We start from the raw sequence: 24,380 nt of genomic DNA on the forward strand, positions 1-24,380 counted from the left end.
CAACTCTACGCGCAACGGGCCGGAATGTCCAAACCGCCTGCTCCTAGCCGGGATACGACACCAAAGTCCCGGAAACACGTGGTGTTTCACGCTTTAGACCGCTTGAAACAGGAGATTAGCCCGATTTCGAGGCTTGTGAACTGAAGCACAGGAAGTTCCCCATCGTTCCAAGAACGATTTGGGCCTCGCTTGAGGCACGAAGGCCTAAGCTTCGAACCCTTCTGGTTGAACCACGCAAATGGAGTCTGGATCCTCGGTCGAATAGTGCCCCACGGGATCGGCATACTCGACCCACGTGCCAGTCGGCTCTAAGTACTCAAACCGGTACTTGGCCCCGGTGGGTACACCGGGGATGAAGATCTCCCAGATCCCGCTCAGGCCCAGCCGCCGCATTGCATGTGAGGAACCGTTCCAGATATTAAAATCCCCGCAGACGCGCACAGCGAGGGCTTCTGCCTGGCTGACCACGAATCCGGTGCCTTCAACCTCGCCCATGGGTGAGGAGTAATGCTGTGGGTGAGCGCCAAGAAGCAGTTCAAGCGTGTCCATGCCCCCGGTCCTGATCCGGTGCAGTTCCAACTCTCCGAGTCTCGGGGTGTGCCGATACGGATCATCAATGATCCGAACCCCATCGGACTCGATCCGTTGGATCCGGTAGTCGGGCACCCGCCCAATCTCCAGGGCTTCGAGCAGGCCCACCCAGATGTCACCATGTTCTCGGGTCAGCGGCACGGTATCGGTGGCGGTGAGGATATTGATAGCCAAGACATCACGTTGCAGGGTCCTGACACTTACGTGGCCCAACAAGTTCAGGTGGGGGCCCAGGACAGCATGCGGGGACTTGTCCTCGCCGCGCTCTACCGCTTCAAGGATCTCGGGACGCACATGTAACGGCGCCCCCAACGAGTCCTCGAGCCGATGCGGCGCGTAATCTTCGGCGTCCAGCCGCGTTGAACCCATATACGTGGCTCCCGTCCCTCATGTAGCAACTTAAGAATGCGGTTGCCGGCCCGTTTCTGAGCCGCGTTTGCCGTTGACTCTCACGCTATCGATAATCCATGGGCTTGGGAATAGCCCCACACCGTGCCGCCGTGGCACATTGCTTCGGAAAACGAAAAAGTGGTCCGACGAATCCTTTCGGAAACGTCGAACCACTTTCGGCCACGGCTCGGAGCCGTGGAAGTTATGGATCAGGCGCTGCGTTTGCGCGAAACCTCATAGAGCGTGATGCCTACTGCCATCGACGCATTCAAGGACTCCATGGACGAGTTGATCGGGATCGAAAGGATCAAGTCGCAGTTCTCCCGCACCAGGCGAGAGAGTCCCTTGCCCTCGGAGCCGACAACGATGCACAGCGGGTCGGTGGCCAGGTCAAGGTCCGGAAGCGAGACATCGCCCTCGCCGTCCAGGCCAACGACGAACACTCCGGCTTCCTTCATGCCTTTGAGCGTGGCAGTCAGGTTGGGGGCGCGGGTGACGGGCACACGCACCGCCGCACCGGCACTGGTCTTCCAAGCCGAGGCGGTCATGCCCACCGAGCGGCGTTCTGGCACGATCACCGCGTGGGCGTTGAACGCGGATGCCGAACGGATGATGGCACCGAGGTTGCGCGGGTCGGTGATGCCGTCCAGGGCGATGAAGAGCGGGGCGTTCTTGATGTAGCCCTTCTTGTGCTTGGAGATGGTGGCCTTGACGGTCTCCAGCGCATCGGCGTAGTCGTACGGCGGTACCTGCAGGACCAGGCCCTGGTGGATTGCTTCGTCAGTCATCCGATCCAGTTCGCTCTTGCTGGATTCCATCACCGGGATGCCACGCTCGGCAGCGATCTTCATGGTCTCGCGCACACGCTCGTCCACGTCGATGCGGATGGCCAGGTGCAGCGCCTTGACCGGGATGCCGGCGCGCAGTGCCTCAACTACCGAGTTGCGGCCGGTCACCAGCTCTTCGCTGTTCTTCGAGCGTCCACCGGTGCTGCGGCCGCGGGGTGCGGAGCCGCCCCTGGACGGAGTGCGCTTGGCGGCGGAGCGCTCGGCGAGCTCCTTGCTCTTAAAGGCCTTGTGGTACGGGCGGTCTTCGGCCTTGGGCGTGGGTCCCTTGCCTTCGAGTGCCTTGCGGCCGTATCCGCCGGTTCCGACGGAGGGGCCCTTCTTGTTCTTGCTTGTGGCGCTGGAACGCCTTGGTGCAGCAGACATGATGGTGTATTCCTAGGATCGGGGCGGACGGCACGGCGATTTCACTCACCGTCCCGCCCATTTTAGCGACAAGGAACCTCGATCCCTTGTTCTTTGTGGGGCAACTTACGCTTTCAGGCTCCAACTGGCTCCGTCGGCGGAATCCTCGACAAGGATTCCGGCCGCGGCCAAGGTGTCCCGGATGGCATCGGAACGGGCCCAGTCCTTGGCGCTCCGGGCTGCTGCCCGGTCCGCAAGTTGCGCGGCAACCAGCACGTCAAGGGCCGCGGACTGCGCCGCGTCGGCGGCACCGCCGGCCTCGATGGTGTCGTCCAAGCCCAGCGTGTAGGTCATGGCCATCACCTGCTGCAGGGCTTGGTCGGCGGCTTCCATGTCGCCGGCGGCCAAGGCAGTGTTGCCGCGGCGCACCGTCTCATGCAGCGCGGCCAATGCCATGGGCACGTTCAAATCGTCGTTCATGGCCGAGGCGAAAGCCTCGGTGACCACGAAGTGGTGCATGTCGATGGAGAAGTCCTCGCTCGGACCAACCCCGTGGATGCGGGACAGTGCGTTGGCGATAAAGGTGTCGATCCGCTCGATGGCAGAGGCGGCCTCGGTGAGCGAATCGGGCCGGTAGTCCAACTGGGATCGGTAGTGGGCTTGGCCCAGGAAATAACGAACGACCCTCGGGGTGGCCACTTCCAGCATTTGGGCCGGGGAGATGGTGTTTCCAATGGACTTGGACATCTTTTCACCCTCGTAGGTGACCATGCCATTGTGCATCCAGAAGTTGGCGAAGTCGTGGCCGGCGGCCATTGACTGTGCCATCTCGTTCTCATGGTGCGGGAAGCGCAGGTCAAGTCCGCCGCCATGGATGTCGAATGCGGTGCCCAGGTATTTGGTGACCATGGCGGAGCATTCCAGGTGCCAGCCCGGGCGACCGGTGCCCCAGGGACTGGGCCAGGAGGCGGTGGCCGGGTCGGTGGCCTTGCGGCCCTTCCACAGCGCGAAGTCCCGGGGATCCTTCTTGCCACGTGGATCGGCATCCGGGGCGCCCTGCATGTCGTCGACTTTTTGATGGGTCAGGGTGCCGTAGGCGGGGAAGGAACGAACGTCGAAGTAGACATCTGAGGAGTCATCCAACGCCGGGTAGGCGTGCCCCTCCTCGATGAGTCGGGCGATGAGCTGGTGCATCTCGGTGATGTGTCCGGTCGCGCGCGGTTCATAGGTGGGACGGCGCACCCCGAGGGTGTCGTAGGCGGAGGCGAATTCCTGCTCGAAGCGGTAAGCCAAGGCGAACCACTGTTCGCCGGCAATGTAGTCATCGTCCGCCTCGAAGTCTTCGGCGAAAGAGGCCGCGGACTTTTCTAGGATCTTGTCGTCGATGTCCGTGACGTTGCGGACCACCGTGACCTCGAACCCGCGGTTTTCCAACCAGCGAGTGAGGATGTCGAAAGCGATGGCGCTGCGCACGTGGCCCACGTGCGGCATCCCCTGGACTGTCGCACCGCAGTAGTACAGCCCGACCTTGCCCTCGTTCAGGGGGACGAAGTCCCGGGTCGTTGCCTGCTTGGTGTCATAAAAACGGATAGTCACCCCTCAAGGTTATCCGAGGTCGTCAACCGGATCCGACGGGCGCCTTAGCGACGGAGAGAATACACCAGGGCGGTGGCGTACGCAGTCAGTCCCTCCCCCGTACCTTCATAACCCAGTCCGTCCGACGTCGTGGCGGTGACGGTGACCGGAGCACCCGCCGCCGCGCTGAGCACGGCATCGGCTTCCAGCCGGCGGGCGGAGAACTTCGGGCGACGACCCACGAACTGGACCGCCACGTTGCCGATCTCGAATCCCGCCTCACGCACCAGCCTGGCCGCCTCGGCCAACAGCGTGGTGCCGGCCGCTCCCGCATACTCGGGGCGGTCGGTCCCGAAGTGCGTGCCCAGGTCTCCGATGCCAGCGGCCGAGAAGAGCGCATCGCAGGCCGCATGTGCGACGGCATCCCCGTCGGAATGCCCGGACAGGCCTTGGTCCTCCGGGAAGTGCAGTCCGGCAAGCCACATCGGCCGGGGCTCGGCGGAGTCTGCGACGGCGTGCACATCGATCCCGATGCCGGTACGTGGGATCAACAGGGGGGTGTCCCTGGCCGGCTGCAGCTCGTCAGCGGATTTCCCAGGCTTGCGCTCCTGCAGCATGGAGCTGGCCAGCGTGAGATCGGGCTTGGTGGTGATTTTCAGCGCCGCAGCTGCCCCGGGCACCGTGTCCACACGTTCTCCGAGCATTTCCATGAGCATGGCATCGTCGGTGATGGCGGCGGCTTCGGCAGGTGTCCATCCGGCGGCACGTTCGTGGGCCTCCAACAACGTCGGTGCGTGGAACCCTTGCGGGGTCTGCACCGCGCGTAAAGATTCACGGGCAGGGGTGCCGGTGACGTGCGGTGAAGTTCCGCTACCGTCGTTAGCGACTTGCTTGATGGTGTCAACCACCGGCAACACCGGGATCACGGCGTGGGCGCCGCGGACGAGTGCGAGTGTCACCTCGCGGAAGACCTCCGGCGGGGTTAGCGCGCGGGCAGCATCGTGGATCAGTACCCGTTCGGTCCCAGGCTTCAGCGCCGCGAGGCCGGAGCGGACCGAGTCGCTGCGGGTGGCTCCCCCCTCGACGCAGGTGGGGCGCGAAGGGTGGTTCCCCGCCAGGGCGGCCAATGGGGCGTCACCGGCGGGCAGCACGGCGATGATCTGGGCGGCGCAGTTCGCCTGCAGGATGCCGTCGAGTGCGTGTTCGAGCAGGGACCGTCCTGCCAACGGCACCAAGGCCTTCGGGATCCCGTAACCGAGCCGGGTTCCAGAGCCTGCCGCAACCACAATGATCGCGGTATGTTCGATGTTTTGGTCGCTTAGCGACATGGGTGCACTCACGGGTTACAGCCTAGTCGTGTTGGTCCGGGCTACGTCGGCGGGGCAAGTAACTGCGGGTTAAATGCCGGTGGGGGTCCGCGAACATCCTTGCGGATGCTCGAGGACCCCCACCGGGGAACAAATCTCTTACGGTTCAAAAAGTTCTTACGAGGCCAGAACTTCGTCGAGGACAGTCTCTGCTTTTTCCTCGTCAAGCTTCTTGGCCAGCGCAAGTTCACTGATCAGGATCTGGCGTGCCTTTGCAAGCATGCGCTTTTCGCCTGCGGAAAGCCCGCGGTCATTGTCTCGGCGCCACAGATCGCGAACGACCTCTGCCACCTTGATGACGTCACCGGAAGCAAGCTTCTCCAGGTTCGCCTTGTATCGACGCGACCAGTTGGTAGGCTCTTCAGTAAACTCGGCACGGAGAACGTCGAAGACTTCATCCAAGCCCTCCTGACCAACTACATCGCGCACGCCAACGAGATCGACATTTTCTGCCGGAACCTCGATGGTCAAATCACCCTGGGCAACCTTAAGCTTGAGATACATCTTCTCTTCGCCCTTGATGGTGCGCATCTTGATCTCTTCGATCATTGCTGCACCGTGGTGCGGGTAGACAACTGTCTCGCCAACCTCAAAAACCATGTGGATAAACCCCTTTCCCAATTACCAGTTTATCACGATAAATGCCCAAAACGATTCGGGGGCCTCCTCTACTCCCTAGTAATGGCGCGGTTTTGCCTCTTCCCAAGTCGGCAATCTAGTGCTATGCAAAGGGGTCATTTCGGGTCGTTTAGTGCTGATCATCAGTACATTGATGACGCTTCCGCCGGGAGCCGAATCATACATTTGGGGGGAAACCCCTTAGGCTAGGACACGAGAGTGGCTCCCTCGGGTGCAACCCGTGTGCCCACGAGCTCACCCGAACTCGAACCTGATTGAGGAGTTTGTGCCGTGATGACCGCACAGAAGAACCGTGGACGCCGCGTCGTTGCAGCAGCCGCATTGGCCATGTTGACCCTTGGTGTTACCAGCTGTGGTGCCATCAACGAGCAGGCGACGACCTACCAGTACGCCGCTTCCGACGGAATCGTACTTAACGTCGGAGATCTTGATGTCCGCAACCTGATGCTCGTCACCAAGAGTGCCACCGACGAGGCCCGCGTACTCGGCTCCCTCGTTAACAACACCGACAAAGACGAGACCTTCGAGCTGAAGCTCGATACCGACAGCGTCACCGTCAAGGTCCCGGCCAAGAGCGTCGTGGAATTTGAAGAAGACGAGAACAAGACCCTGTTATCATCCACCGGTGTGGCTCCTGGAGCCCATGTACCCGCGACCTTGACAGTGGGCGTGAACTCCGCCAGCCCCAGCATCCCGGTTATCGATGGAACACTCGAGGAATACCGTGAGTATGTCCCGGGCGGGTTCGAGCCGAGCGATCTGGCGCACTTGACTCCGTCACCGAAGCCCGCCGGACACTAAGTCGGCCGCGGCGCCTAGGCCGTCAAGAAGCATATGAGTGGGGCCCGATGGAAAGATCCATCGGGCTCCACTCGCGTCTCTGGCCGATGCTTTCCCGGGGCGATCTACGCTCTACTACGCCTCAAACTTGTAGCCCAGGCCGCGCACTGTCACCAGGTGCACCGGTACCGCGGGTTCGGGCTCAATCTTTGAACGCAACCTCTTCACGTGCACATCAAGCGTTTTGGTGTCTCCGACGTAGTCCGAACCCCAGACGCGGTCGATCAGCTGCCCGCGGGTCAGCACGCGCCCGGCATTGCGCAGCAGCATCTCCAGCAGCTCGAACTCCTTCAGCGGCATCGAGACTTCGTCGTTGCGCACCGAGACCACGTGGCGTTCGACGTCCATACGCACCGGACCGGCAGCGACAACGTTGGTCACCAGCTCGTCGCCCTCGCCCTGGCGGCGCAGCACCGCGCGGATGCGGGCCACCAATTCACGCGAGGAATAGGGCTTGGTGACGTAGTCGTCGGCGCCCAGCTCCAGGCCCACGACCTTGTCGATCTCGGAGTCCTTGGCTGTCAGCATGATCACGGGGACTTGGGAAGTCGTACGGATCTGGCGGAATACTTCGGTACCGGGTTGGCCCGGAAGCATCAGATCGAGCAGCACCAGATCGGCGCCGTGGCGCTCGAACTCCGTGACCGCGTCCAGGCCGTTCTCGGCCACACGAACCTCGAAGCCCTCTTTTTCCAGCAGGTACGTCAACGGGTCCGAGAGCGATTCCTCGTCCTCAACCAGCAAAATACGGGTCATCCCCGTCCCTCCTTCAGATCGGTGCCCCGCAGGGACGCCGACCATGTTGTGTTTATTCGTTCCACGTTAGGGAAGCGATTTGTCGTTGTCGCCGCGTTCTTCCAACATGGGCAGGCGCACGGTGAAGGTCGAACCCTGTCCGGGTTGCGACCACAGGGTGATCTCTCCGCCGTGATTGGCCACCACGTGCTTCACGATGCTCAGCCCCAGACCGGTACCCCCGGTGTGGCGGGAGCGTGCGGCGTCGATGCGGTAGAAGCGTTCAAAGATCCGGTCTTGCTCATCCGGGGCGATGCCCGGACCTTGGTCGGTGACGGAGATTTGGATCAATCCATCACGTTCCCGCAGCCCTACCCCCACAGTGGTGTCTTCCGGGGAATAGCGGATGGCGTTGTCGATGAGGTTGCGCAATGCGGTCATCAACAGGTCCCGATCCCCCAACACCCCCGCTTCGATGCTTCCGCCCATCGAGATCTTGATGCGTTTTTCCTCCGCGGGAAGCTTGTTGCGGTCCACCGCCTCGGCCAAGACCTCGTTGAGGTCGATGGCCTCTCCGGCGAGCACCACGTCGGTGCCCTGCAGCCGGGAAAGTTCGATGATGTCTTGCACCAGTGCGGCCAGACGCGCCGATTCCTTGTGCAGACGGGTGGTGAAGCGGCGCACCGCAACCTCGTCGTCGGCGGCCCCGTCGATGGCCTCGGCCAACAGGGAGATCGCCCCGACGGGGGTCTTGAGTTCGTGGGAGACGTTGGCAACGAAGTCGTTGCGCACCGCTGCGGTGCGAGTCAGTTCGGTGCGGTCATCTGCCAGCAGCAGGATGTATTCCTCGCCCAACGGGGCGACGCGCACGTGGACGAACATGCTGGCCACACCCATGGTGCCGCGCTGCAGCTCGAATTCCCGCTCGGCGATCACCCCGTCGGCTCGGACCTTGCGGGCCAAGTCACGCAACTCCTCGTGGATCAGCGTATGACCGCGGACGAGCCCATAGGCATAGGAAGCGGGATTGGCCCGCACCACCCCGTCGACCTCATCGAGGATCACGAAGGCACGGCCAATGACCGAGAGCACCTCGGCGGAACCTTCGGGCAGCGTCGGTTCGCCCACCACGGGCAGCCCGCCGCGGGTCAGTAAGGAGCCGCGGTACGCCATGATGCCCACAATGCCCAGGGCCAACCCGACGAGGCCCGCAACCACGGATAGCAAGACATCATTCACGTTTCCTAGCCTAGCCGGGGTTCACCGCCACACCCCTGCCAAAGCGTGCCGCGCGGCGACTCATTCACTAAACGTTCACCTTGTGCGTCACGTTGGTTCACCCGGTGCTGTAAGAATAGACATGAACAGTTCCGTGGTCCGCGTCGGACGCGGTGCCACCGTAGTGAAAGGACGCCCGCGTGCGTAAGGTTTTCCAGGCCGATCTGCAGCAAATCGGAGAAGAACTCATTGAGATGTCGCGTTTGGTGGCCACGGCCATGGAGCGGGCCTATGAGTCATTTGCGAACGCGGATATCGAGTTGGCCCAGGAAGTCATCGGCGAGGACGCGAAAATCGATTTCCTGCAGAACCAGCTTGATGAGCGCGCCATCGATGTCCTCGCCCTCCAGGGCCCCGTGGCCTCGGACCTGCGCATGATCGTCGGGTCCCTGCGCATGAGCGCGTCGCTGGAGCGCATGGGAGACCTGGCCCGCCACGTGGCCCAGCTGGCCCGCCTGCGTTTCCCGCAGCAGGTGGTCCCCGACTCTATCGCCCCGACTTTCCAGGCCATGGCCGAACTGGACATCGCGATCGCCGGCAAGGTCGGCGAACTGCTGGACAGCCGGGATTTGGCTGTTGCCCGGGAGATCATCGAGTTGAATACCAAGATTGATGAACTGCACGTCTCAATCTTCAAGGCCGTCGCTTCCCCCGAGTGGTCACACTCCGGGCCGATGACCGCCGATGTCACCCTGACCAGCCGCTACCTTGAGCGCTTCGGCGACCACGGGGTATCGGTGGCTCGCAAGGTCTCTTACTTGGTGACCGGCGAATGGGATCCGGACATCACCGTTTTCTAATCCCCGCACTACGCACCAAGAATGCGGGTGGGCCAGCCAAAGCGTTGGCCCACCCGCATTTTTTGTGCCGTAGTGGACCTGCTTAAATATCGAAACGCTGCGCCTTGCCCTCTCGGGGAACACGCTTTGCGTGTGATCCGACAGGGCCTATGGTGCAGCGGCAGGGTGTCTTCGTGGCTCGGGCTTTTAGCTTTCGCAGTCGCGGCAGTATGCCACGCCCTTGGACTCGCGCGCCAGCAGCGTGCGGTGGCGGATCAGGAAGCATGAACCACACAGGAACTCTTCTTCCGTCTGCGGGATCACCGTGACGGATAGTTCCTCGTTGGACAGGTCGGCACCACCGAGTTCGACACCATCAGAGGTGTCTGCCTCATCCAGATCCCGGGACACGCTGCGCGCGTCCGGGGCGTTTGCGGACTGGACCGCGTCTAGGGAGGCCTTACGGGCCTCGGCTACGTCCGGCCGGACCTCATCATAATCAGTTGCCATTAAATGCAGTCCTTACGTGAATCAGGGGTACGTCGAGACGACACAGTACAGCATGAAACCGAGCGCGCAAGCCTAAACCCGATTTTTCGCTCCCCCACAGGGCGTCTTGTGACCAACGACATGTCGGCGGAGCCCTAGGGTACGACATCCCTATGGTCAGGAGCACCGCCACTGCCGAGGAACCCCGCCGAGACACCCATTATTGCGTGGCCTGCCACCGCGCAAAACGGGGTCGTGGTCAATGCCCGCGATGGACATTGACCACGACCCCGAAGAGTCCCCCTGATGCGAGGAACGAACCGGCTTAGCGGCCCTGGTTGGCTACTGCCTTGATGGCATCCGCCGCGGCGTCGGCATCCAGGTACTGCCCACCACGGGTGACCGGAGTGAAGTCCTCATTCAGTTCGTAGACCAACGGAATGCCGGTGGGAATGTTCAATCCGGCGATATCCTCGTCGCTGATGCCATCGAGGTGCTTGACCAAGGCGCGCAGCGAGTTGCCGTGCGCGGTGACAAGCACCGTCTGGTGAGCCGCGAGGTCGGGCTTGATCTCGTCCTCCCAGTACGGGAGCATGCGGACCAGAACGTCTTTGAGGCATTCGGTGCGTGGCGCGTCGTCACCCAGGTCCGCATAGCGCGGATCGTTGATCTGGCTGAACTCCGAGTCGTCGGCCAACACCGGCGGAGGGGTGTCGTAGCTACGGCGCCATTCCATGAACTGCTCTTCGCCGTATTCGGCCAGGGTAGCGGCCTTGTCCTTACCCTGCAGCGCACCGTAGTGGCGCTCGTTCAAACGCCAGTTGCGCTTGACCGGGATCCACGACAGATCCGCTGATTCAAGGGCGAGGTTGGCAGTGATGATGGCGCGCTTGAGCAGCGAGGTGTGCAGGACGGCAGGGGCCAGCCCGGCCTCGGTCAGCAGCGTGCCGCTGCGGGTTGCCTCGGCACGGCCCTTCTCGGTGAGCGGTACATCGTACCAACCGGTGAACAGGTTTTTTTCGTTCCACTCGCTTTGCCCGTGGCGCAGCAGGATCAAGGTGTAGGTCATAGAAACCATTCTAGGACGCGTGAAGTGCCTTACTTTATTCCGTTACGTGCATTCGGGACGTGGCCGACACTTTACTCTTAAAGCAATGGTTCAGAAAGCGACTCGGCTCGGCGGACGGTCACGGACCGGTCGCCCACTGGGCAATACGACCCGTGGGACCACAAATCCCAACCGCATGCGCCGCGTGGACCGCTGGATGACCGGCTCCCAGGGCTGGCGTCTTCGCCCCGAGACCACCGGCGCACCACCCATAGCCGTCGACCTAGGGTTCGGCGCGTCTCCTGCCACCGCCGTCGAATTCTACGAGCGGGTGCGCGCCATCAGCCCCACCGCACGCGTCTTCGGCATTGAGATTGAACCCGAACGTGTCGCCCGCGGTGTCGCCCTGCACTTGGAGGGCCTTGATTTCCGTCTGGGTGGGTTCGAGATCCCCATTGAATCGGACGCCACGGTGATCCGCGCCTTCAATGTGCTGCGGCAATACGACGAATCCGATGTGCCGGGCATCTGGGAAACGATGGCCGGTCGACTGACGGAGCACGGGATGATCATCGAGGGCACCTGCGATGAGATCGGCCGGCGCAGTTCCTGGGTCACGCTCACCAAGGGCGGCCCACAAACCTTGAGCATTTCCCTGCGCTTCGGCGCCTTTACCCGACCCTCGGATGTGGCCGAACGGCTGCCCAAGGCGCTGATCCACCGCAATATTTCCGGTGAACGCATCCATGATTTTCTCACCGCCGCCGATGCCGCATGGCTCAGCGCCGCACCCCTGGCCACCTTCGGCAACAAGCAACGTTGGGTGTCCATGTGCCGTGCACTGCGCGAGTCGGGCTGGCCGATCTGTGATTCGGCCTCGCGTTGGAGACTGGGCGAGGTGACGGTGAAGTGGGAGGCCGTGGCCCCGCGCAGCGGAGCGTTGGCCCTGGCGGAACCCAACTAGCCATCACCGGATTTTGCCCGCCCTGAAGGATGTGCAATTTCCCCGGTGCGAGACCATACTTGATCCATGGTCAAAGGTATTGGACGGCCCGGGAGACCACTGGTCCTGCTACTCTGTGTGATTGCCGCCCTCGTGCTCGCGTCACTGGTCGTTGTGCTCACGCGGGGCACACCGAAACCGCTTGATCCCTCCACCCCTGCCGGGGTGGTGCAGGGCTATGTCACCGCAGTCATCGGCGGCGATGAGGACGCCGCCGCCCGCTTCCTCGAACCCGGGCAGGACACCCGGTGCAAGGAGTTCGAATCGGTGGCCCCCGAGCGAAACATCCGGGTCGCACTGGTATCCACGACCCAGCGCGAAACCACTGCAGACGTCGTGGTTTCCATTTCCTACATGAATGTCGGCGGGCCCTTCGGTAGCCCCGAATACGCAAGCGAGGAATCCTTCGACCTGTCCCTCGTTGAGGGACAGTGGTTGATCTCCAAAGCGCCGTGGCCGTTGCTCGTCTGCCCGGGCCAGGAATTTGCGCCATGAGCGCCCCCGACGCTGCCGGGGGCCGCACGACGGCCCCCGCATTGGGCACGCTTCGCCGCATCATTCTCTACGTGCTCTTGTTCGCCTTGGTGGCCCTCACCGCTTCCGGCGTGAGCGGACTGTTGGGCAGGTTGTTCACCACGCCGGACGTGATCGCGTTCAACGATTCCTCGTCACTGGCGCTTGACCTGGCACTGACCCTGGTCGGCGGCCCGCTGGGTGCCGTGGTGTTCTGGGCCTCGTGGCGGCTGCTGGCCCATCCGGCCGAGCGCCGCGCCACGGCCTGGGGCATCTATGTCTCGGCCATGTGCATTACTTCACTTCTCACCGCGGCCAGCTTCGGCATTGCTGCCGTGGCTTCCCTGGCCGGCGGGGACACAGGTTCTTGGATGTCCCCTCTGGCCACCGGCCTAGCCTGGGCCGGGGTCTGGGTGTGGCATCGGTGGATTCTGGGCCACCGAACGCGTGGCCCGTTGGCGTTGGCGAAGGTCCCGCAGGTGCTGGGCACCGCCGTGGGGTTGGTGATCGGTTTGGGCTCAAGCACCACCGCGCTGGGCATGCTCTTCGAACGGGCGATCGGGACGGGCGGGGAGCTGGCAGTCATCGGGGTGCCCTGGTGGCGCGCCAGCCTCGGGCTGCTGGTCTGGGCCGTAGGCGGGATCCTGATCTGGTGGTGGCACTGGGTCCGCGAGGGCACCCGCAAGCTGCACACCACGCTGTCCGGGGTTTCCCTGGTGGTGATCGGCATCGGCGGGTCCGCAATCCTGGCCCTGGGCGGGGCAGGCGTCCTGCTGTTCGTACTGCTGCGCCTGGCACTTGACCGCACCGACCCGGTGCCGGTGCTGTTGGAGCCGGCACCCGAAGCCCTGGCCGCCGCACTGCTCGGCACACTGTCCTGGCTGTACCACGCCCGGATCGCCCGGGGGCGGCCGGCGCCGGTCCCTGCCGCGGCCGGATTGGCAATTTCCGGGATCGTCCTGGCCGCTGCTGCCTCGGGCATCGGAGTCGTCGTCAACGCGGCCCTTGCCACGGGTACCACGCAGTTGGGCGGCACAGACGCTAGGGAGCTTCTACTGGCCGGCCTCAGTTCGCTGGCCATCGGCGGGCCGCTGTGGTGGTTCACCTGGCATCCGACCCGGCCCTCGGACCCGCAGGGCAGGAGGATCTACCTAGTCCTGATCTTCGGGATCAGCGCGGTGGTTGCCCTGGTGACGCTGCTGGTGATCGGCTTCCGGCTCTTTGAATTCATGCTGGGGGATGCCGCCGGTTCGGGCCTGCTCGAACGCGTCCGCGCGCCCCTGGGCCTGCTGGTGGCCACCGGGTTGGTGGCAGGGTACCACTTCGCACTCTGGCGGCATGCCCGCGTATCGGCGCCGGTCCCCGAGGCGGAAGCTGCATCCGGGACCGAACGCAAACGCGGTATCAGGGAGGTGGTGCTGGTGGCCGGTGCGGATGCAGAAGAGCTCGCATCCGCGATCCGCGACCACACCGGCGCCACTGTCACGATACTGCGGCGCCAGCACGCACCGGGCGGGACGCCGGGCCCCGCGCAACTCTTCCGAGTTCTTGAAGGCGTCGAGGCAGAGCGCGTCCTCCTACTGGCAGGCCCCGAGGACAGCCTCGAGGTCATCGAGCTGGCGGCCGAGACCCGCCGCCGGGCCTAGTACGGGTAGTAGCCGCCCTTGCCGGACACGGCGGGCTTGACGTCTGCGAGGTACACGCAGGCGATGCAGGCGCCGATGAGCTGGAAGATCCCGCCGCCGCCGCCACCAATGGCCCCGGCAGCGATGTTCGCAAACCCGGTATAGGCCGAGAGCCCACACACGAGGGTCGCTGCAGCAGTCAGTCCCATCCAGAACGGCTTGCTGCGCTTGTTCTCGCGCAGGTAGTTGGCTGCGGGGCGCCGCACCGCGTCCACGAGGGCCACGATGGCAAGCACCGCGGCGAGGACACTGAGTGCGAACAGCAGATACATCTCGAACAAGTGCGCGTAAACCATGTGTTTCAGCTTAGCCGGGTTTCATCCAGTGCGGCGCTGAGGTCGGCGTGCAAGTCCTCAACATTTTCGATACCGACACTGAGCCGCACCAGATTTTCCGGGACAGTGCCAGGTTCCCCGGGGTGGCGCCGGCGCCGCTCGGCCAGCGATTCGACCCCGCCCAGGGAGGTGGCCGGGGTCCACAGTTTCAGGGCCGCGAGCATCGCATCGGCCACCTCTGCGCCGCCGGCGATCTCGATTCCCACGATGGCCCCGAAGCCCTCCAGCTGGGCTGCAGCTCGTTGGTGCCCGGGGTCCTGCGGCAGGCCGGGGTAGCGCACCTTGGAGATCCCCGGGTGATCGGCCAGGCGCTTGGCCAGTTCCATGGCGTTGGCCTCGGCCTTGTCCAGGCGCAGGGCCATGGTCCGGATGCCGCGCAGCGTCAGCCAGGCCTCGAAGGGTCCGGGGATTGCCCCATGCAAGGTCCGCATGGTGTGCAGGCGGGTACGCAGCTCGGGATGCCGGGTCACCACGGCCCCGAGGACCACATCCGAGTGCCCTCCCATGTACTTGGTGGCCGAATGCACCACCACGTCGGCACCCTGTTGCAGGGGGCGCTGGCGCAACGGGGTGGAGAAGGTGTTATCCACCACCGACAGCGCCCCTGCCCCGCGCGCGGCGGCCAACAGCACAGGCAGGTCCGCGACCTCGAGCATCGGATTGGTGGGCGATTCCAGCCAGGCCATGTCGGCACCGTTGAAGGCAGCGATTGCCGCGTCGGTGTCGGCCAAATCGACGCGGCGCACCGTGAGCCCGAGGTTGGCCTCAAGCTCGGCGACCAGCGAGAGCGACCCGTTGTAGGCGTGGGACGGCATCACGATGGTTCCGCCGGCAGGAAGCAGCGACAGGGCAGCGGCCACGGCGGCCATGCCGGAGGCATAGGCCAAGGCCGGCAGATCGCAATCCTCAAGTTGGGCAATGGTTTCTTCCAACGGATCCCAGGTGGGGTTGGTGAAGCGCCCGTAGACCTTTTCCCCGGCTCCCGGGGTCCCCAACGAATGGAAGGTGGAGGAAAGCACTATCGGCGGGTTCACGGGCTGGTCAGCTTCATGCGGCGGGCGTCCTGCGGCCACCACGAGGGTGTCCGGGGCCCAAGGCGCGGATTCAGGGCGGGTCATGACTTTGAGGTTACTCCCTGCGCCCGTCCGCGCCCCAGCACGTGACGCGCACGGGCGCAGGGCAGATGAACCGACATGGCCCGGGTGGCGATAGGCTGGAAGGCGTGAGCAACGCGCAACCAAACCCCGTCAATGCAGGCCGTTTCATCGTCTTCGAAGGCGGTGACGGCGCCGGAAAATCCACGCAGGCAGCACTGCTGGTCCAGGCCCTGGGCCAAAAGGGCCACACCGTGCTGCACACCCGCGAGCCCGGCGGAACCCCCATCGGCGAGAAGTTGCGCTCCCTGGTCCTCGACCACGGACAGGGCACCGTGGACGCCCGCACCGAAGCGTTAATGTATGCCGCGGCCCGCGCCGCCCACGTCGAACAGGTCATCCGTCCTGCCCTGGCGGCCGGCACCATGGTCATTTGTGACAGGTTCGTCGATTCATCTCTGGCCTACCAGGGCATCGGCCGAGGTTTGGGTGAGGACAAGGTGCGCTCGATCAACGAGTTTGCCACCGGCGGCTTGGCACCGGATCTGACCGTATTACTAGATGTTTCACCGGCCGACGGTCGCTCGCGGCGCACCGTGGGCCCCGATGGCCAGCCGGTAACCGAGGACCGTCTGGAATCCGAACCCGACGAGTTCCATTCCCGCATCCGCGATGCCTTCGTGGACTTTGCCGCCCGCGAACCGGAACGCTACCTGGTGCTGGATGCCGCCACCGGCGTCGATATCTTGGCCTCGGCAATAGCCGAGGCCGTCGCGGCACTGCCCGCAGGACCCGGAGCCTAACCATGGACGTCTGGGGAGACCTGCCGGGACAGGAAAAAGCCATCACCGCGCTGCGCCGCGCGGTCGCCGAGGGCAACCCTGCACACGCGTGGCTGTTCACCGGCCCCCCTGGCTCGGGCCGGTCGAACGCCGCCCGCGCCTTCGCCGCGGCCCTGCAATGCCAGGTGCCCGACCCCGAACAGCGGGGCTGCGGGACCTGCAAGGCCTGCATCACGGTGCTGGCCGGCACTCACCCCGATGTCGCGCTGATCAGCACCGAGAAGGTCAACTACCAGATCGAGGACGTCCGGACACTGATCACCAAGGCACAGGACCGGCCCTCCACCGCGCCCTGGCGCGTGATCATTGTCGAGGACGCGGACCGGATGACCGAGCGCACCACCAACGTGCTACTCAAGTCCATCGAGGAGCCACCACCGCACACCGTATGGATGCTGTGCGCACCCTCCCCTGCCGACGTCCTGGTGACCATCAGATCGCGCTGCCGTTCGGTGTCCTTAGCTGTGCCCACCCGCCAGTCCGTCGCCGAGCTACTGGTGCGTCGTGACGGACTGACTACCGAGCAGGCCGACTTCGCCGCCCGTGTCTCCCAGTCGCACATCGGGGTGGCCCGTCGGCTGGCCCGCGACGAGCAAGCACGGCGCCGCCGCGATACCACCGTGCGCCTGCCGCTGCGCATCAGGTCGGTGTCCGATGCGGTGATGGCCGCGGCCGAACTCGTGGAGCTGTCCACCGCTGAGGCCACTGCCTCGTCGACTGAACGGGCCGAAACCGAAGCCTCTTCCTTGCGCACTTCGTTGGGCCTTGACGCGGATTCACCGATCCCGCCCCAGCAACGCAGCGCGTTCAAGGCGCTGGAGGAGAATGCGAAGCGTCGTGCCCGGCGCGCCACCACCGATGCTTTGGACCGTTCGCTGATCGACCTGACCACGTTCTTCCGCGATGTGTTGGTGCTGCAGCTGCGCAGCGGCAGCGAGCTGGTCAACGACTACCTCGCGGATCCATTGCACGCTTATGCCAACGCCTCACGCTCCGAGCAAACGATCGCGAAGATCGATGCCATCGCCGAGGCCCGGAAACGTATCTGGACCCCGGGCAACCCCCTGTTGACCATCGAGGCCATGGCGGTCTCGCTGCGTCCGGCCAAATAGCAATTTTCTCGCCCGCTTTTCCCCTATCCCCACAAGGAGCCCGAAACCCGCATGAGAGCCTCCCGCAGTCGTCCCCTGTTCATCATGGCCATCCTGGGTTCGCTGTCCCTGCTGCTGGGCTCCTGTTCAGCAACCCCCGCACCTTCCATCGATTCGGCGCCGGCCCCGGCGGCCAAGGTGCCCGCGGGACTGGAGAAGTTCTATTCACAGGAACTGGACTGGGCCCCCTGCGGCGGCGCGCTGCAATGCACGGAAATCGAGGTCCCGATGGACTATGCGAAGCCGGAGGGCGAAACCATGACGCTGGCGCTGAACAAACGCCCCGGCGGCAAGAAGACCATCGGATCGTTGTTGGTGAATCCGGGCGGCCCTGGCGCCTCGGGACTTGAAATAGTGGCAGATGCGGTTCCCACGATGTTCGGACAAAAGTTACAACGCGGCTACGACGTCATTGGTTTTGATCCGCGCGGTGTCGGTTCCTCAACACCGGTGAAGTGCCAGACTCCCACCGAACAAGATGCCTCACGCGAAGAGCAATTCGATCCAAGCACCGACGCCGGACTAGCGGACATGCGCAAGGCCAGCGCCGCCTACGCCAAGCAGTGTGCCGAGCGCACCGGGGAGTCCTTGGGTTTCGTGGACACGGTGTCCGCGGCGCGGGACATGGACGTGATGCGAGCGGCTCTGGGCGATGAGCAATTGAACTACCTCGGATACTCCTACGGCACCTCATTGGGAGCCCACTATGCGGAGCTATTCCCGAGCAACGTGGGCAAGCTCGTACTCGATGGGGCGTTGGACCCGACGCTGGGTGACGATGAAATCACCTTGGGACAAGCCGTGGGGTTCGAGAACGAAATCCGGTCTTATATGCAGGATTGCCTCGAGTCCGCAGACTGCCCGTTTACCGGCACCCTTGACGAGGCACTAACCCAGCTCCACGATCTCTTTGACTCGGTCAAGGCCACCCCGATGGTTGGCAGCGATGGACGCAAGGTCCCGATCATCGACTTCGTCAATGGGTTCATCATCCCGCTGTACGACAACTCCACTTGGCCGATGCTCACCGAGGGGCTGCGCAACGCCATCGCTGGGAACGTCGATGACATTTTGTACTTTGCCGATCTCAACGCCGGGCGAGAAACCGATGGCAGCTACAGCGGCAACGGGGCAGCAGCCTTCACCGCCATCAACTGCTTGGACTACCCCGTTGACGCCGACATACCCACCATGCGCGCCGGCGCCAAGACCCTAACCGAGAAGGCACCGACCATTGGCGAATACCTCGCCTACGGTGCGGTGGGTTGCCAAGACTGGGAGTTCCCAGCCACCGGGAAACCTGGAGAACTGACGGCGAAGGGCGCGGCCCCGATCATGGTCATCGGCACCACCGGTGATCCAGCCACTCCGCATGCCTGGAGCCAGTCGCTTGCCAAGCAACTTGAGTCGGCTTCGCTGGTCACCTTCGAGGGCCACGGACACACCGCCTATGGCCGTTCCAACGGTTGCATCTCCAACGCCGTGGAATCCTATTTCCTTGACGGCACGGTTCCCGCCGACGGTTTGACCTGCTGACCGACCATGTCATCGCCCCGTTTTGACCGCTGAGGACAGACTCCTATAAAGTGATCACTTGTGGTGCATGCGCACCGCGGTGCCTCCTTAGCTCAGTTGGTAGAGCGTTTCACTCGTAATGAAAAGGTCGCCAGTTCGATTCTGGCAGGGGGCTCGTAGCTTCACTTCAAGGGTCCGACACCGCAAGGTGTCGGACCCTTGAACGTTAACCACTGCGGCACTCCGGGAGGCCCCATGCCAGCCACATCGGCCGATGTCCCTGTTTCCACCCCTGCGTTGGACCGGTTCCTGGCCTGCAGCAACATCTTGGCAACCCACCGGATCTCCGCTTTCACTCCCGATTCGAACCCCGAAGCCCGCGCATATTCCGGCTGCAGCTACGTGCTGACAGGTCCAGACGGGCTCAGCACCCGAACTGTTTTCCGCGCCGCAAAAGTGACCCCCACCAAGGCGGGACTCTTCGTGACCTTATGGCAACGCGGCGCGGACGGTGAGACGCGGCCCTACGCTCTCAGCGACGACGTCGAAACCTTCATCGTCTGGACCGCTACGGCGGCCGGCTGCGGATACTTCCGCTTCCCCGCCGGAGCTCTGGCGGAGAACGGCATCCTCTCCGGCGTCACACGGCCCGGCAAACGAGGTTTTCGGATTTACACCCCGTGGGACAAGAATCTAAACGCGACCGCCAGCAGGACGTGGGACTGGCAGCGCAACTACTTCACCATCGCCAGCGAATAGTCTTTCTTCATGGAAAAACTGTCCCTGGCCACCCCCAATCTGGAGCTGGTTCCTCCCTGTGCAGCAGATGCCGAAGCCTTGACCGCTGCCTGCCAGGACCCGCAGATCCAACGGTGGGTACCCATCCCTGTCCCGTACACGCTCACCGACGGCCTCGAGTACGCCACCACCGGATGCGACGCTGCCTGGGCCGAGGGCCATGCGGCAATCTGGACCATCAGGCTCGGGGATAAAATGGCCGGGAATGTGGGCCTGCACCGGATCGGCCATGGTGCCGCCGATCTCGGTTTCTGGATGGTTCCCGCATTCCGTGGCCGCGGCATCATCACCGAGGCCTGCCGTGCCGTCTTGGACTATGGATTCGCACCGGATCCCGAGGGACTCGGCCTGAAACGGATCGGTTGGAACGCCTACGCCGGGAACCACGGGTCGGCCAGGGTCGCCCAAAGACTCGGATTCCGGTTTGAGGGCATCTCTCGTCTTGCGGCGGTGGGCAGGGACGGACTCGAAGACGACTGGGGAGCCGGGCTGTTGGCCACCGACGACCGCAGCGAACAGCCCTGGCCGGCCCTCAACGGACCAGCGGGCCCACAGGCCGGTTAAAGCAGTGGTGGGAGCCCCACAGGACTCCCACCACTGCTTTGTTCTGGCCCGTGCAGCTGCGCGAGGAGTTTAGGATTTAGGCGAAATCGCTGGTTGCCGGATCGGCAGCGATGCGGCCTTCGGCGCCCTTGTCCAGCGCATTGATCGCCGCGAGGTCGCCCTCATCCAGACTCACGCCGAGGCCCGCATAGTTTTCCACGATGCGCGAGGGGGTCACCGACTTCGGGATGACCACGTTGCCCAAGGCGAGGTGCCAGGCGATGACCACCTGGGCCACAGTGGCGTCGTGCTTCTGCGCGATAGCTACCAATGCGGGATCAGCCAACAAGTCGCTGCCCTGGCCCAACGGCGACCACGACTGGTGCAAGATGCCCTTGGAGGCCTCAAATGCGCGAAGCTCGGTCTGTGGGAAGTACGGGTGGGTCTCAACCTGGTTGATCACCGGCAGCACCCCGGTGGCCTCTTCGAGTTCGGCGAGCGCCTCGGCGGTGAAGTTGCAGACGCCGATGGACTTCACGCGGCCGGCACGCTGAAGCTCGATCAGGGCCTTCCAAGTGTCCACGTACTTGCCCTGCTTGGGCTGCAGCCAGTGGATCAGGTACAGGTCGAGGTATTCCAGGCCCAGACGGTCCATCGACGCATCAAAGGCGGCCAGTGTTTCGGCGAAGCCCTGGTCGGCGTTCCAGACCTTGGTGGTGATGAACATGTCTTCGCGCGGCACCTCGGCCGCCTCGATGGCGCGTCCCACGCCCTCTTCGTTGCCGTAGATCTTGGCCGTGTCGATGTGGCGGTATCCTGCGGCAAAGGCCTGCTGGACTACATCTGCTGCCACGTCGTCCTCGACCTTCCAGACCCCGTAGCCAAGCTGGGGAATGGTGTTGCCGTCATGGAATGAAAGTTCTGGGGGTACAAGGTTGGTCATGTCCCCCATCCTGCCACCGCGTGTTGTTCCGCCGCGCGGCAAAGCCGACCGATCAGCGTTGGGCGAAACAAGGAATTTTCAAAAGCCGTGTAACACTGTGCCCACCTGCGGACATAAGGGAAGTATGGACGAGGTGAAGACACTACCGCGACCGGCGCCAAGCGCCGAGGAACGATTCGCAGCCGTGCATACGGCATGCCACGACACCGTGTATAGATATTTGGCCCGCCGGATCATTCCGGCGCATCTGGCCGAGGACCTGACCGGCGAGGTCTTCGTGATCGTCTGGTCAAAGGTGCTCGATGGTGCACACCTGGAGGTGCCCTATGTGGTGGCCATCGCGCGTAACCTGCTGCGCAACGCCTATCGGGCCTCGGCGAAGGCCTCAAGGCTGCGCGCGGCGCTGGCACTGACACAGCAACGCCCCGCAATCCACGACCCGGAGGTGGCCCTGGGACTGGCGGCACTGAAGGAAGCCGAGCGCGAGCTGTTGCTGCTCACCTATTGGGATTCCTTCACCTCCGAGGAAATCGCCGTCATCTTTGGCACGAGCCCCGGTGCCATCCGGGTGCGCCTGCATCGGGCACGCAAATCCTTTGCGGCGGCCCTCGAATCGGAATCCACCCAGCGCGGTCCCCTGGGAAAGGCGGCACGGCCATGAACACCATTCCAACTCCACCAGCCAACGACGAACTCGATCCGTCTCTGGCGGCATTACTGCGCGGCTCCGACCCCTGCGACGCGGAGCATGAGCGCGCCATGGCCCGTAGCCGTGCCCACACCGCCGATATCCCCGACGGCGCCTATCTGCCGGTGATCTCCCAACGGTTGAACCCCGCAGCGGCTCTCATGCCCGCATACGCAGCAGCAAAGCGGAATGCGGGCAGGGGTTGGGCCGCGATCCTGGCCTTGGCCGCGGTCGGCGCCGTTATTGCCGGTGTGGCCGCGCTTGGGCCGTGGGGCGGGCAGCCGCAGCCGGCCGCACCGCCGCCGGTGGTGCCCTCCCCCGCCTCCCTCGAATTCAACCCCGACGACGACGGCCGAATGAACGAGTTCGCCGAGGCCGGCGGCAAGCGTGTCACCGGCTGGCTCCGTTCGGCGCTGCCCACTGATCCCCCGGCTTTGCACCGCACCGGCTGGCTGTTCAACACCATCGCCGTGGCCGGTTCTGGCGAGGTCTGGTCCCAGGCCCAAGACCCTTGGGTTCCGATCGACCTGGGCTCGCGTGACACCTCCCTGCTGGACAGCACCGGCCAAGGTGGGATTCTGGCGGTGGTCGCCACCACCGATGGCAACTTGGAGTCCATCACCCCGGTGCCCGGACCCTACGGCATCATGTTCACCGATGCGAAGCGGCTTGCCACGGGGTCGGTGTCCGATGCCAGGAGCCTGATGACGCCGGACGGGGTCCACCTCAGGGAACCCGACGGGAATTACAACGGGACCGTGCTGGCCCAATTCGCGACCTTTGAGATGACCTATTCCTACACCGCCGTCCCGCCGAGACCAGCCCGGCGGTTCAACGCCACGGCGTTCCATTCCCATACCAATTCGGAGGCCCTCTCCTGCATCACGGCTTCCACGGGATCCGGGGAGAAGATCCTGGCCTTTCCCGAAGGTGCCACGGCTTCCGTATCGATTGCCGAGCCAACCGACCTTGATGAGCCCGTCGCCGACTACCCGCTGCGGATCATGCCGCTCGACGGGTGGTTCGATGATGCGGGAGACGACTCGATGTTCTTGTTGGACACGGCAGGGACACCCCAGGCGACTTTCACCGGATTCCCCACCGCAACGATGGGAACCTGCGGAGGATATTCCGGGGAGGTCGTCCAGTTCGAGGCACTTGCTCAGTAGCTGCTTAGCTGGCGTTGCTCCCCTAGTGCCTTGCGAGTTCGGCCTCGGCCGCGCTGATGCCGTCGGCGACCAGATCCGCGCGCATGGCGACGTTTTCCAGACCCGCAGAGGCGTAACCCCAGCGTTCGCCATCCATTCGGGCCATCGCCGCAACTTGGGCCGCGGCGGCCAGATCGTTGGCTGCCTTGGAAAGCAACCGGTGCACCGCGTGAAGCTCGTTGGGAATGTCATCGCCGCTGCTGGGGCACGTGGCCTGGGCGGCGACACACACCACCCGCACCCGGGCCTGGAGATCCGCTAGATGGTTGGCGATCAGGATCAGTGCGTTGTGCAGGTCATCGTCTTCGATCCCTTCCAGGACCTGGTGCACCCGGTCCAGCGAGCGGCCGAACCTGTCATAGGCCCGACGCCAGACCCCGTCGCCGAGTTCCTTGTTGTCGCGGCGTGCGCCGCGCGCTGCGGAGAACAACCCCATCTACTGTCTACGCCTTCGTTCGTGCCGTGGGATCCGTTCCCTCGCGCCATTCCAGTCTAGAGGTATTGCCCGAATCCGCCGTCGCCCCCGGGCCTCTGGCCCTGCGTCGGCGACTGCGGCCCGGGGCCAGGAGTCTGGCCGGGTGCGCCCACGCGCTCGGGTTCGCCCTGCTCGTTGATGACGATGCCCGGGGCCACCTGCGTGCCCGGGGGAAGCTGGCGCATGGCCATCTGCTGGGCCAGCTGTTGGTTTGCCAGTTGCTGGGCGGCCATCGCTGCTTGCAAGCCATGGAAGACGCCTTCCAGCCAGCCCACCAGCTGGGCCTGAGCGACGCGCAGTTCCGGGGCCGAGGGGGTTTCCCCGTCGGCAAACGGCAACCGGATGCGGTGCAGTTCCTCGGCCAGTTCCGGGGACAGTCCGGTCTCCAGCTCCTGGACCGAGCGTTCGTGGATGTTGGCCATCCGGGCGCGGGCCTGCGCATCCAGCGGGGCGGAGCGCACCTCGTCGAGCAGCTGCTTGATCATCCCGCCGATGCGCATGAGTTTGCCCGGCTCGCCGATGCTCGTGACCTGTACCGCGCCGGTGCCCGACGAGGATGCGGATTGTTGTTCGGGGCGGGGCGCCGAGGTGCTTGGTGCGACGCGGGGATCGGGGTTCTGTTCACTGTGCTCGCTCATGACCCCATCTTGCCATGCAGATCCCCGG

26 protein-coding genes and 1 tRNA gene are annotated in these 24,380 nt (G+C 64.1%); 13 read left to right on the forward strand and 14 right to left on the reverse strand.

Annotation, left to right across the window (positions count from 1 at the left end; translation table 11 throughout):
- Window positions 1-204 precede the first annotated feature (204 nt).
- From ADIAG_RS16110 to ADIAG_RS16130, 5 genes are all read right to left on the reverse strand, one after another.
- On the reverse strand, window positions 205-960 hold the full coding sequence (locus ADIAG_RS16110; RefSeq protein ID WP_007272491.1) for a GlgB N-terminal domain-containing protein: 756 nt from the start codon (window positions 958-960) through the stop codon (window positions 205-207).
- 230 nt (window positions 961-1,190) lie between these two features.
- Entirely contained in the window at window positions 1,191-2,192 is a 1,002-nt protein-coding gene (rlmB, locus tag ADIAG_RS16115) for a 23S rRNA (guanosine(2251)-2'-O)-methyltransferase RlmB (protein WP_007272492.1), read from the reverse strand.
- A gap of 105 nt (window positions 2,193-2,297) precedes the next feature.
- Complete coding sequence (cysS, locus tag ADIAG_RS16120) at window positions 2,298-3,767, reverse strand: cysteine--tRNA ligase (RefSeq protein WP_007272493.1); 1,470 nt, start codon at window positions 3,765-3,767, stop codon at window positions 2,298-2,300.
- A 44-nt stretch (window positions 3,768-3,811) separates the two neighbouring features.
- A complete protein-coding gene (gene ispD / locus ADIAG_RS16125; RefSeq protein WP_007272494.1) occupies window positions 3,812-5,074 on the reverse strand; it encodes a 2-C-methyl-D-erythritol 4-phosphate cytidylyltransferase in 1,263 nt (420 codons plus the stop codon).
- Between the two features lie 156 nt (window positions 5,075-5,230).
- The gene (locus tag ADIAG_RS16130; protein ID WP_007272495.1) at window positions 5,231-5,713 is read right to left on the reverse strand and encodes a CarD family transcriptional regulator; all 483 of its coding nucleotides are present in this window, start codon (window positions 5,711-5,713) and stop codon (window positions 5,231-5,233) included.
- A gap of 309 nt (window positions 5,714-6,022) precedes the next feature.
- On the opposite strand from ADIAG_RS16130, the gene ADIAG_RS16135 reads away from it, so the two are divergent.
- Window positions 6,023-6,553 (forward strand): hypothetical protein, encoded by a 531-nt coding sequence (locus ADIAG_RS16135; RefSeq protein ID WP_152426194.1) that lies wholly within the window; start codon window positions 6,023-6,025, stop codon window positions 6,551-6,553.
- A 114-nt stretch (window positions 6,554-6,667) separates the two neighbouring features.
- Here ADIAG_RS16135 and ADIAG_RS16140 read toward each other — a convergent pair whose 3' ends face one another.
- Entirely contained in the window at window positions 6,668-7,348 is a 681-nt protein-coding gene (locus ADIAG_RS16140) for a response regulator transcription factor (RefSeq protein WP_007272497.1), read from the reverse strand.
- 66 nt (window positions 7,349-7,414) lie between these two features.
- Entirely contained in the window at window positions 7,415-8,566 is a 1,152-nt protein-coding gene (locus ADIAG_RS16145) for a sensor histidine kinase (protein WP_007272498.1), read from the reverse strand.
- Window positions 8,567-8,745: 179 nt separating this feature from the next.
- On the opposite strand from ADIAG_RS16145, the gene phoU reads away from it, so the two are divergent.
- Window positions 8,746-9,405, forward strand: a complete 660-nt coding sequence (phoU, locus tag ADIAG_RS16150; protein WP_007272499.1) for a phosphate signaling complex protein PhoU — start codon at window positions 8,746-8,748, stop codon at window positions 9,403-9,405.
- Window positions 9,406-9,591: 186 nt separating this feature from the next.
- Here the strand turns inward: phoU and ADIAG_RS16155 are convergent, their stop codons facing one another.
- Together ADIAG_RS16155 and ADIAG_RS16160 are read right to left on the reverse strand one after the other, a co-directional pair.
- Entirely contained in the window at window positions 9,592-9,894 is a 303-nt protein-coding gene (locus ADIAG_RS16155; protein WP_007272500.1) for a DUF4193 domain-containing protein, read from the reverse strand.
- A gap of 304 nt (window positions 9,895-10,198) precedes the next feature.
- Window positions 10,199-10,942: a phosphoglyceromutase gene (locus ADIAG_RS16160; RefSeq protein ID WP_007272501.1), complete on the reverse strand. Its 744-nt coding sequence runs from the start codon at window positions 10,940-10,942 to the stop codon at window positions 10,199-10,201.
- An 85-nt stretch (window positions 10,943-11,027) separates the two neighbouring features.
- Here ADIAG_RS16160 and ADIAG_RS16165 point away from each other — a divergent pair, with 85 nt between their 5' ends.
- From ADIAG_RS16165 to ADIAG_RS16175, 3 genes are all read left to right on the forward strand, one after another.
- Window positions 11,028-11,885 (forward strand): hypothetical protein, encoded by an 858-nt coding sequence (locus ADIAG_RS16165; protein WP_043475536.1) that lies wholly within the window; start codon window positions 11,028-11,030, stop codon window positions 11,883-11,885.
- A gap of 66 nt (window positions 11,886-11,951) precedes the next feature.
- The gene (locus tag ADIAG_RS16170; protein WP_007272503.1) at window positions 11,952-12,419 is read left to right on the forward strand and encodes a globin family protein; all 468 of its coding nucleotides are present in this window, start codon (window positions 11,952-11,954) and stop codon (window positions 12,417-12,419) included.
- Window positions 12,416-14,083 (forward strand): DUF5671 domain-containing protein, encoded by a 1,668-nt coding sequence (locus ADIAG_RS16175; protein WP_007272504.1) that lies wholly within the window; start codon window positions 12,416-12,418, stop codon window positions 14,081-14,083. Before ADIAG_RS16170 ends, ADIAG_RS16175 begins: the two co-directional genes overlap by 4 nt.
- Here the strand turns inward: ADIAG_RS16175 and ADIAG_RS16180 are convergent.
- Together ADIAG_RS16180 and ADIAG_RS16185 are read right to left on the reverse strand one after the other, a co-directional pair.
- The gene (locus tag ADIAG_RS16180) at window positions 14,080-14,418 is read right to left on the reverse strand and encodes a DUF2516 family protein (protein WP_007272505.1); all 339 of its coding nucleotides are present in this window, start codon (window positions 14,416-14,418) and stop codon (window positions 14,080-14,082) included. The two genes, ADIAG_RS16175 and ADIAG_RS16180, sit on opposite strands and share 4 nt — an antisense overlap.
- Window positions 14,419-14,423: 5 nt before the next feature.
- Window positions 14,424-15,575: a trans-sulfuration enzyme family protein gene (locus tag ADIAG_RS16185; protein WP_007272506.1), complete on the reverse strand. Its 1,152-nt coding sequence runs from the start codon at window positions 15,573-15,575 to the stop codon at window positions 14,424-14,426.
- 65 nt (window positions 15,576-15,640) lie between these two features.
- Between ADIAG_RS16185 and tmk the strand changes: the two genes are divergently transcribed.
- The 6 genes from tmk (at window position 15,641) to ADIAG_RS16215 (ending at window position 20,421) form a co-directional block, all read left to right on the forward strand.
- Window positions 15,641-16,354 carry a dTMP kinase gene (gene tmk, locus ADIAG_RS16190; RefSeq protein WP_007272507.1) on the forward strand — a complete coding sequence of 238 codons (714 nt, stop codon included), beginning with the start codon at window positions 15,641-15,643 and terminating at the stop codon, window positions 16,352-16,354.
- Between the two features lie 2 nt (window positions 16,355-16,356).
- On the forward strand, window positions 16,357-17,505 hold the full coding sequence (locus tag ADIAG_RS16195; RefSeq protein WP_007272508.1) for a DNA polymerase III subunit delta': 1,149 nt from the start codon (window positions 16,357-16,359) through the stop codon (window positions 17,503-17,505).
- 51 nt (window positions 17,506-17,556) lie between these two features.
- Window positions 17,557-19,080, forward strand: a complete 1,524-nt coding sequence (locus tag ADIAG_RS16200) for an alpha/beta hydrolase (protein ID WP_007272509.1) — start codon at window positions 17,557-17,559, stop codon at window positions 19,078-19,080.
- A gap of 81 nt (window positions 19,081-19,161) precedes the next feature.
- Window positions 19,162-19,234 (forward strand) — tRNA-Thr (locus tag ADIAG_RS16205).
- Window positions 19,235-19,314: 80 nt separating this feature from the next.
- Complete coding sequence (locus tag ADIAG_RS16210) at window positions 19,315-19,818, forward strand: MepB family protein (RefSeq protein ID WP_007272510.1); 504 nt, start codon at window positions 19,315-19,317, stop codon at window positions 19,816-19,818.
- 9 nt (window positions 19,819-19,827) lie between these two features.
- Window positions 19,828-20,421, forward strand: coding sequence for a GNAT family N-acetyltransferase (locus ADIAG_RS16215; protein WP_007272511.1), 594 nt, complete (start codon window positions 19,828-19,830; stop codon window positions 20,419-20,421).
- 76 nt (window positions 20,422-20,497) lie between these two features.
- Here the strand turns inward: ADIAG_RS16215 and ADIAG_RS16220 are convergent, their stop codons facing one another.
- The gene (locus ADIAG_RS16220) at window positions 20,498-21,352 is read right to left on the reverse strand and encodes an aldo/keto reductase (RefSeq protein ID WP_407636057.1); all 855 of its coding nucleotides are present in this window, start codon (window positions 21,350-21,352) and stop codon (window positions 20,498-20,500) included.
- 124 nt (window positions 21,353-21,476) lie between these two features.
- Between ADIAG_RS16220 and ADIAG_RS21045 the strand changes: the two genes are divergently transcribed.
- Together ADIAG_RS21045 and ADIAG_RS16230 are read left to right on the forward strand one after the other, a co-directional pair.
- The gene (locus ADIAG_RS21045; protein WP_235045945.1) at window positions 21,477-22,004 is read left to right on the forward strand and encodes an RNA polymerase sigma factor; all 528 of its coding nucleotides are present in this window, start codon (window positions 21,477-21,479) and stop codon (window positions 22,002-22,004) included.
- Window positions 22,001-23,200 carry a hypothetical protein gene (locus ADIAG_RS16230; protein WP_007272514.1) on the forward strand — a complete coding sequence of 400 codons (1,200 nt, stop codon included), beginning with the start codon at window positions 22,001-22,003 and terminating at the stop codon, window positions 23,198-23,200. The genes ADIAG_RS21045 and ADIAG_RS16230 overlap by 4 nt, the downstream gene beginning before the upstream one ends.
- Before the next feature lie 22 nt (window positions 23,201-23,222).
- Here the strand turns inward: ADIAG_RS16230 and ADIAG_RS16235 are convergent, their stop codons facing one another.
- A complete protein-coding gene (locus ADIAG_RS16235; protein ID WP_007272515.1) occupies window positions 23,223-23,675 on the reverse strand; it encodes a hypothetical protein in 453 nt (150 codons plus the stop codon).
- Window positions 23,676-23,731: 56 nt separating this feature from the next.
- Window positions 23,732-24,352, reverse strand: coding sequence for a proteasome activator (locus ADIAG_RS16240; RefSeq protein WP_007272516.1), 621 nt, complete (start codon window positions 24,350-24,352; stop codon window positions 23,732-23,734).
- Between the last annotated feature and the right edge of the window lie 28 nt (window positions 24,353-24,380).

Origin of the sequence: Paeniglutamicibacter gangotriensis Lz1y, from assembly GCF_000348945.1 — a bacterium.
GTDB lineage: Bacteria > Actinomycetota > Actinomycetes > Actinomycetales > Micrococcaceae > Paeniglutamicibacter > Paeniglutamicibacter gangotriensis.

What these genes read in the sequence shown, in the direction of transcription:
- ADIAG_RS16110 (WP_007272491.1), bottom strand. Translation starts at nt 960, where the DNA reads ATGGGTTCAACGCGGCTGGACGCCGAAGATTACGCGCCGCATCGGCTC.
- rlmB (WP_007272492.1), bottom strand. Translation starts at nt 2,192, where the DNA reads ATGTCTGCTGCACCAAGGCGTTCCAGCGCCACAAGCAAGAACAAGAAG.
- ispD (WP_007272494.1), bottom strand. Translation starts at nt 5,074, where the DNA reads ATGTCGCTAAGCGACCAAAACATCGAACATACCGCGATCATTGTGGTT.
- ADIAG_RS16130 (WP_007272495.1), bottom strand. Translation starts at nt 5,713, where the DNA reads ATGGTTTTTGAGGTTGGCGAGACAGTTGTCTACCCGCACCACGGTGCA.
- ADIAG_RS16140 (WP_007272497.1), bottom strand. Translation starts at nt 7,348, where the DNA reads ATGACCCGTATTTTGCTGGTTGAGGACGAGGAATCGCTCTCGGACCCG.
- ADIAG_RS16155 (WP_007272500.1), bottom strand. Translation starts at nt 9,894, where the DNA reads ATGGCAACTGATTATGATGAGGTCCGGCCGGACGTAGCCGAGGCCCGT.
- ADIAG_RS16160 (WP_007272501.1), bottom strand. Translation starts at nt 10,942, where the DNA reads ATGACCTACACCTTGATCCTGCTGCGCCACGGGCAAAGCGAGTGGAAC.
- ADIAG_RS16165 (WP_043475536.1), top strand. Translation starts at nt 11,028, where the DNA reads ATGGTTCAGAAAGCGACTCGGCTCGGCGGACGGTCACGGACCGGTCGC.
- ADIAG_RS16170 (WP_007272503.1), top strand. Translation starts at nt 11,952, where the DNA reads ATGGTCAAAGGTATTGGACGGCCCGGGAGACCACTGGTCCTGCTACTC.
- ADIAG_RS16175 (WP_007272504.1), top strand. Translation starts at nt 12,416, where the DNA reads ATGAGCGCCCCCGACGCTGCCGGGGGCCGCACGACGGCCCCCGCATTG.
- ADIAG_RS16180 (WP_007272505.1), bottom strand. Translation starts at nt 14,418, where the DNA reads ATGGTTTACGCGCACTTGTTCGAGATGTATCTGCTGTTCGCACTCAGT.
- ADIAG_RS16185 (WP_007272506.1), bottom strand. Translation starts at nt 15,575, where the DNA reads ATGACCCGCCCTGAATCCGCGCCTTGGGCCCCGGACACCCTCGTGGTG.
- tmk (WP_007272507.1), top strand. Translation starts at nt 15,641, where the DNA reads ATGAACCGACATGGCCCGGGTGGCGATAGGCTGGAAGGCGTGAGCAAC.
- ADIAG_RS16195 (WP_007272508.1), top strand. Translation starts at nt 16,357, where the DNA reads ATGGACGTCTGGGGAGACCTGCCGGGACAGGAAAAAGCCATCACCGCG.
- ADIAG_RS16200 (WP_007272509.1), top strand. Translation starts at nt 17,557, where the DNA reads ATGAGAGCCTCCCGCAGTCGTCCCCTGTTCATCATGGCCATCCTGGGT.
- ADIAG_RS16210 (WP_007272510.1), top strand. Translation starts at nt 19,315, where the DNA reads ATGCCAGCCACATCGGCCGATGTCCCTGTTTCCACCCCTGCGTTGGAC.
- ADIAG_RS16215 (WP_007272511.1), top strand. Translation starts at nt 19,828, where the DNA reads ATGGAAAAACTGTCCCTGGCCACCCCCAATCTGGAGCTGGTTCCTCCC.
- ADIAG_RS16220 (WP_407636057.1), bottom strand. Translation starts at nt 21,352, where the DNA reads ATGGGGGACATGACCAACCTTGTACCCCCAGAACTTTCATTCCATGAC.
- ADIAG_RS16230 (WP_007272514.1), top strand. Translation starts at nt 22,001, where the DNA reads ATGAACACCATTCCAACTCCACCAGCCAACGACGAACTCGATCCGTCT.
- ADIAG_RS16235 (WP_007272515.1), bottom strand. Translation starts at nt 23,675, where the DNA reads ATGGGGTTGTTCTCCGCAGCGCGCGGCGCACGCCGCGACAACAAGGAA.
- ADIAG_RS16240 (WP_007272516.1), bottom strand. Translation starts at nt 24,352, where the DNA reads ATGAGCGAGCACAGTGAACAGAACCCCGATCCCCGCGTCGCACCAAGC.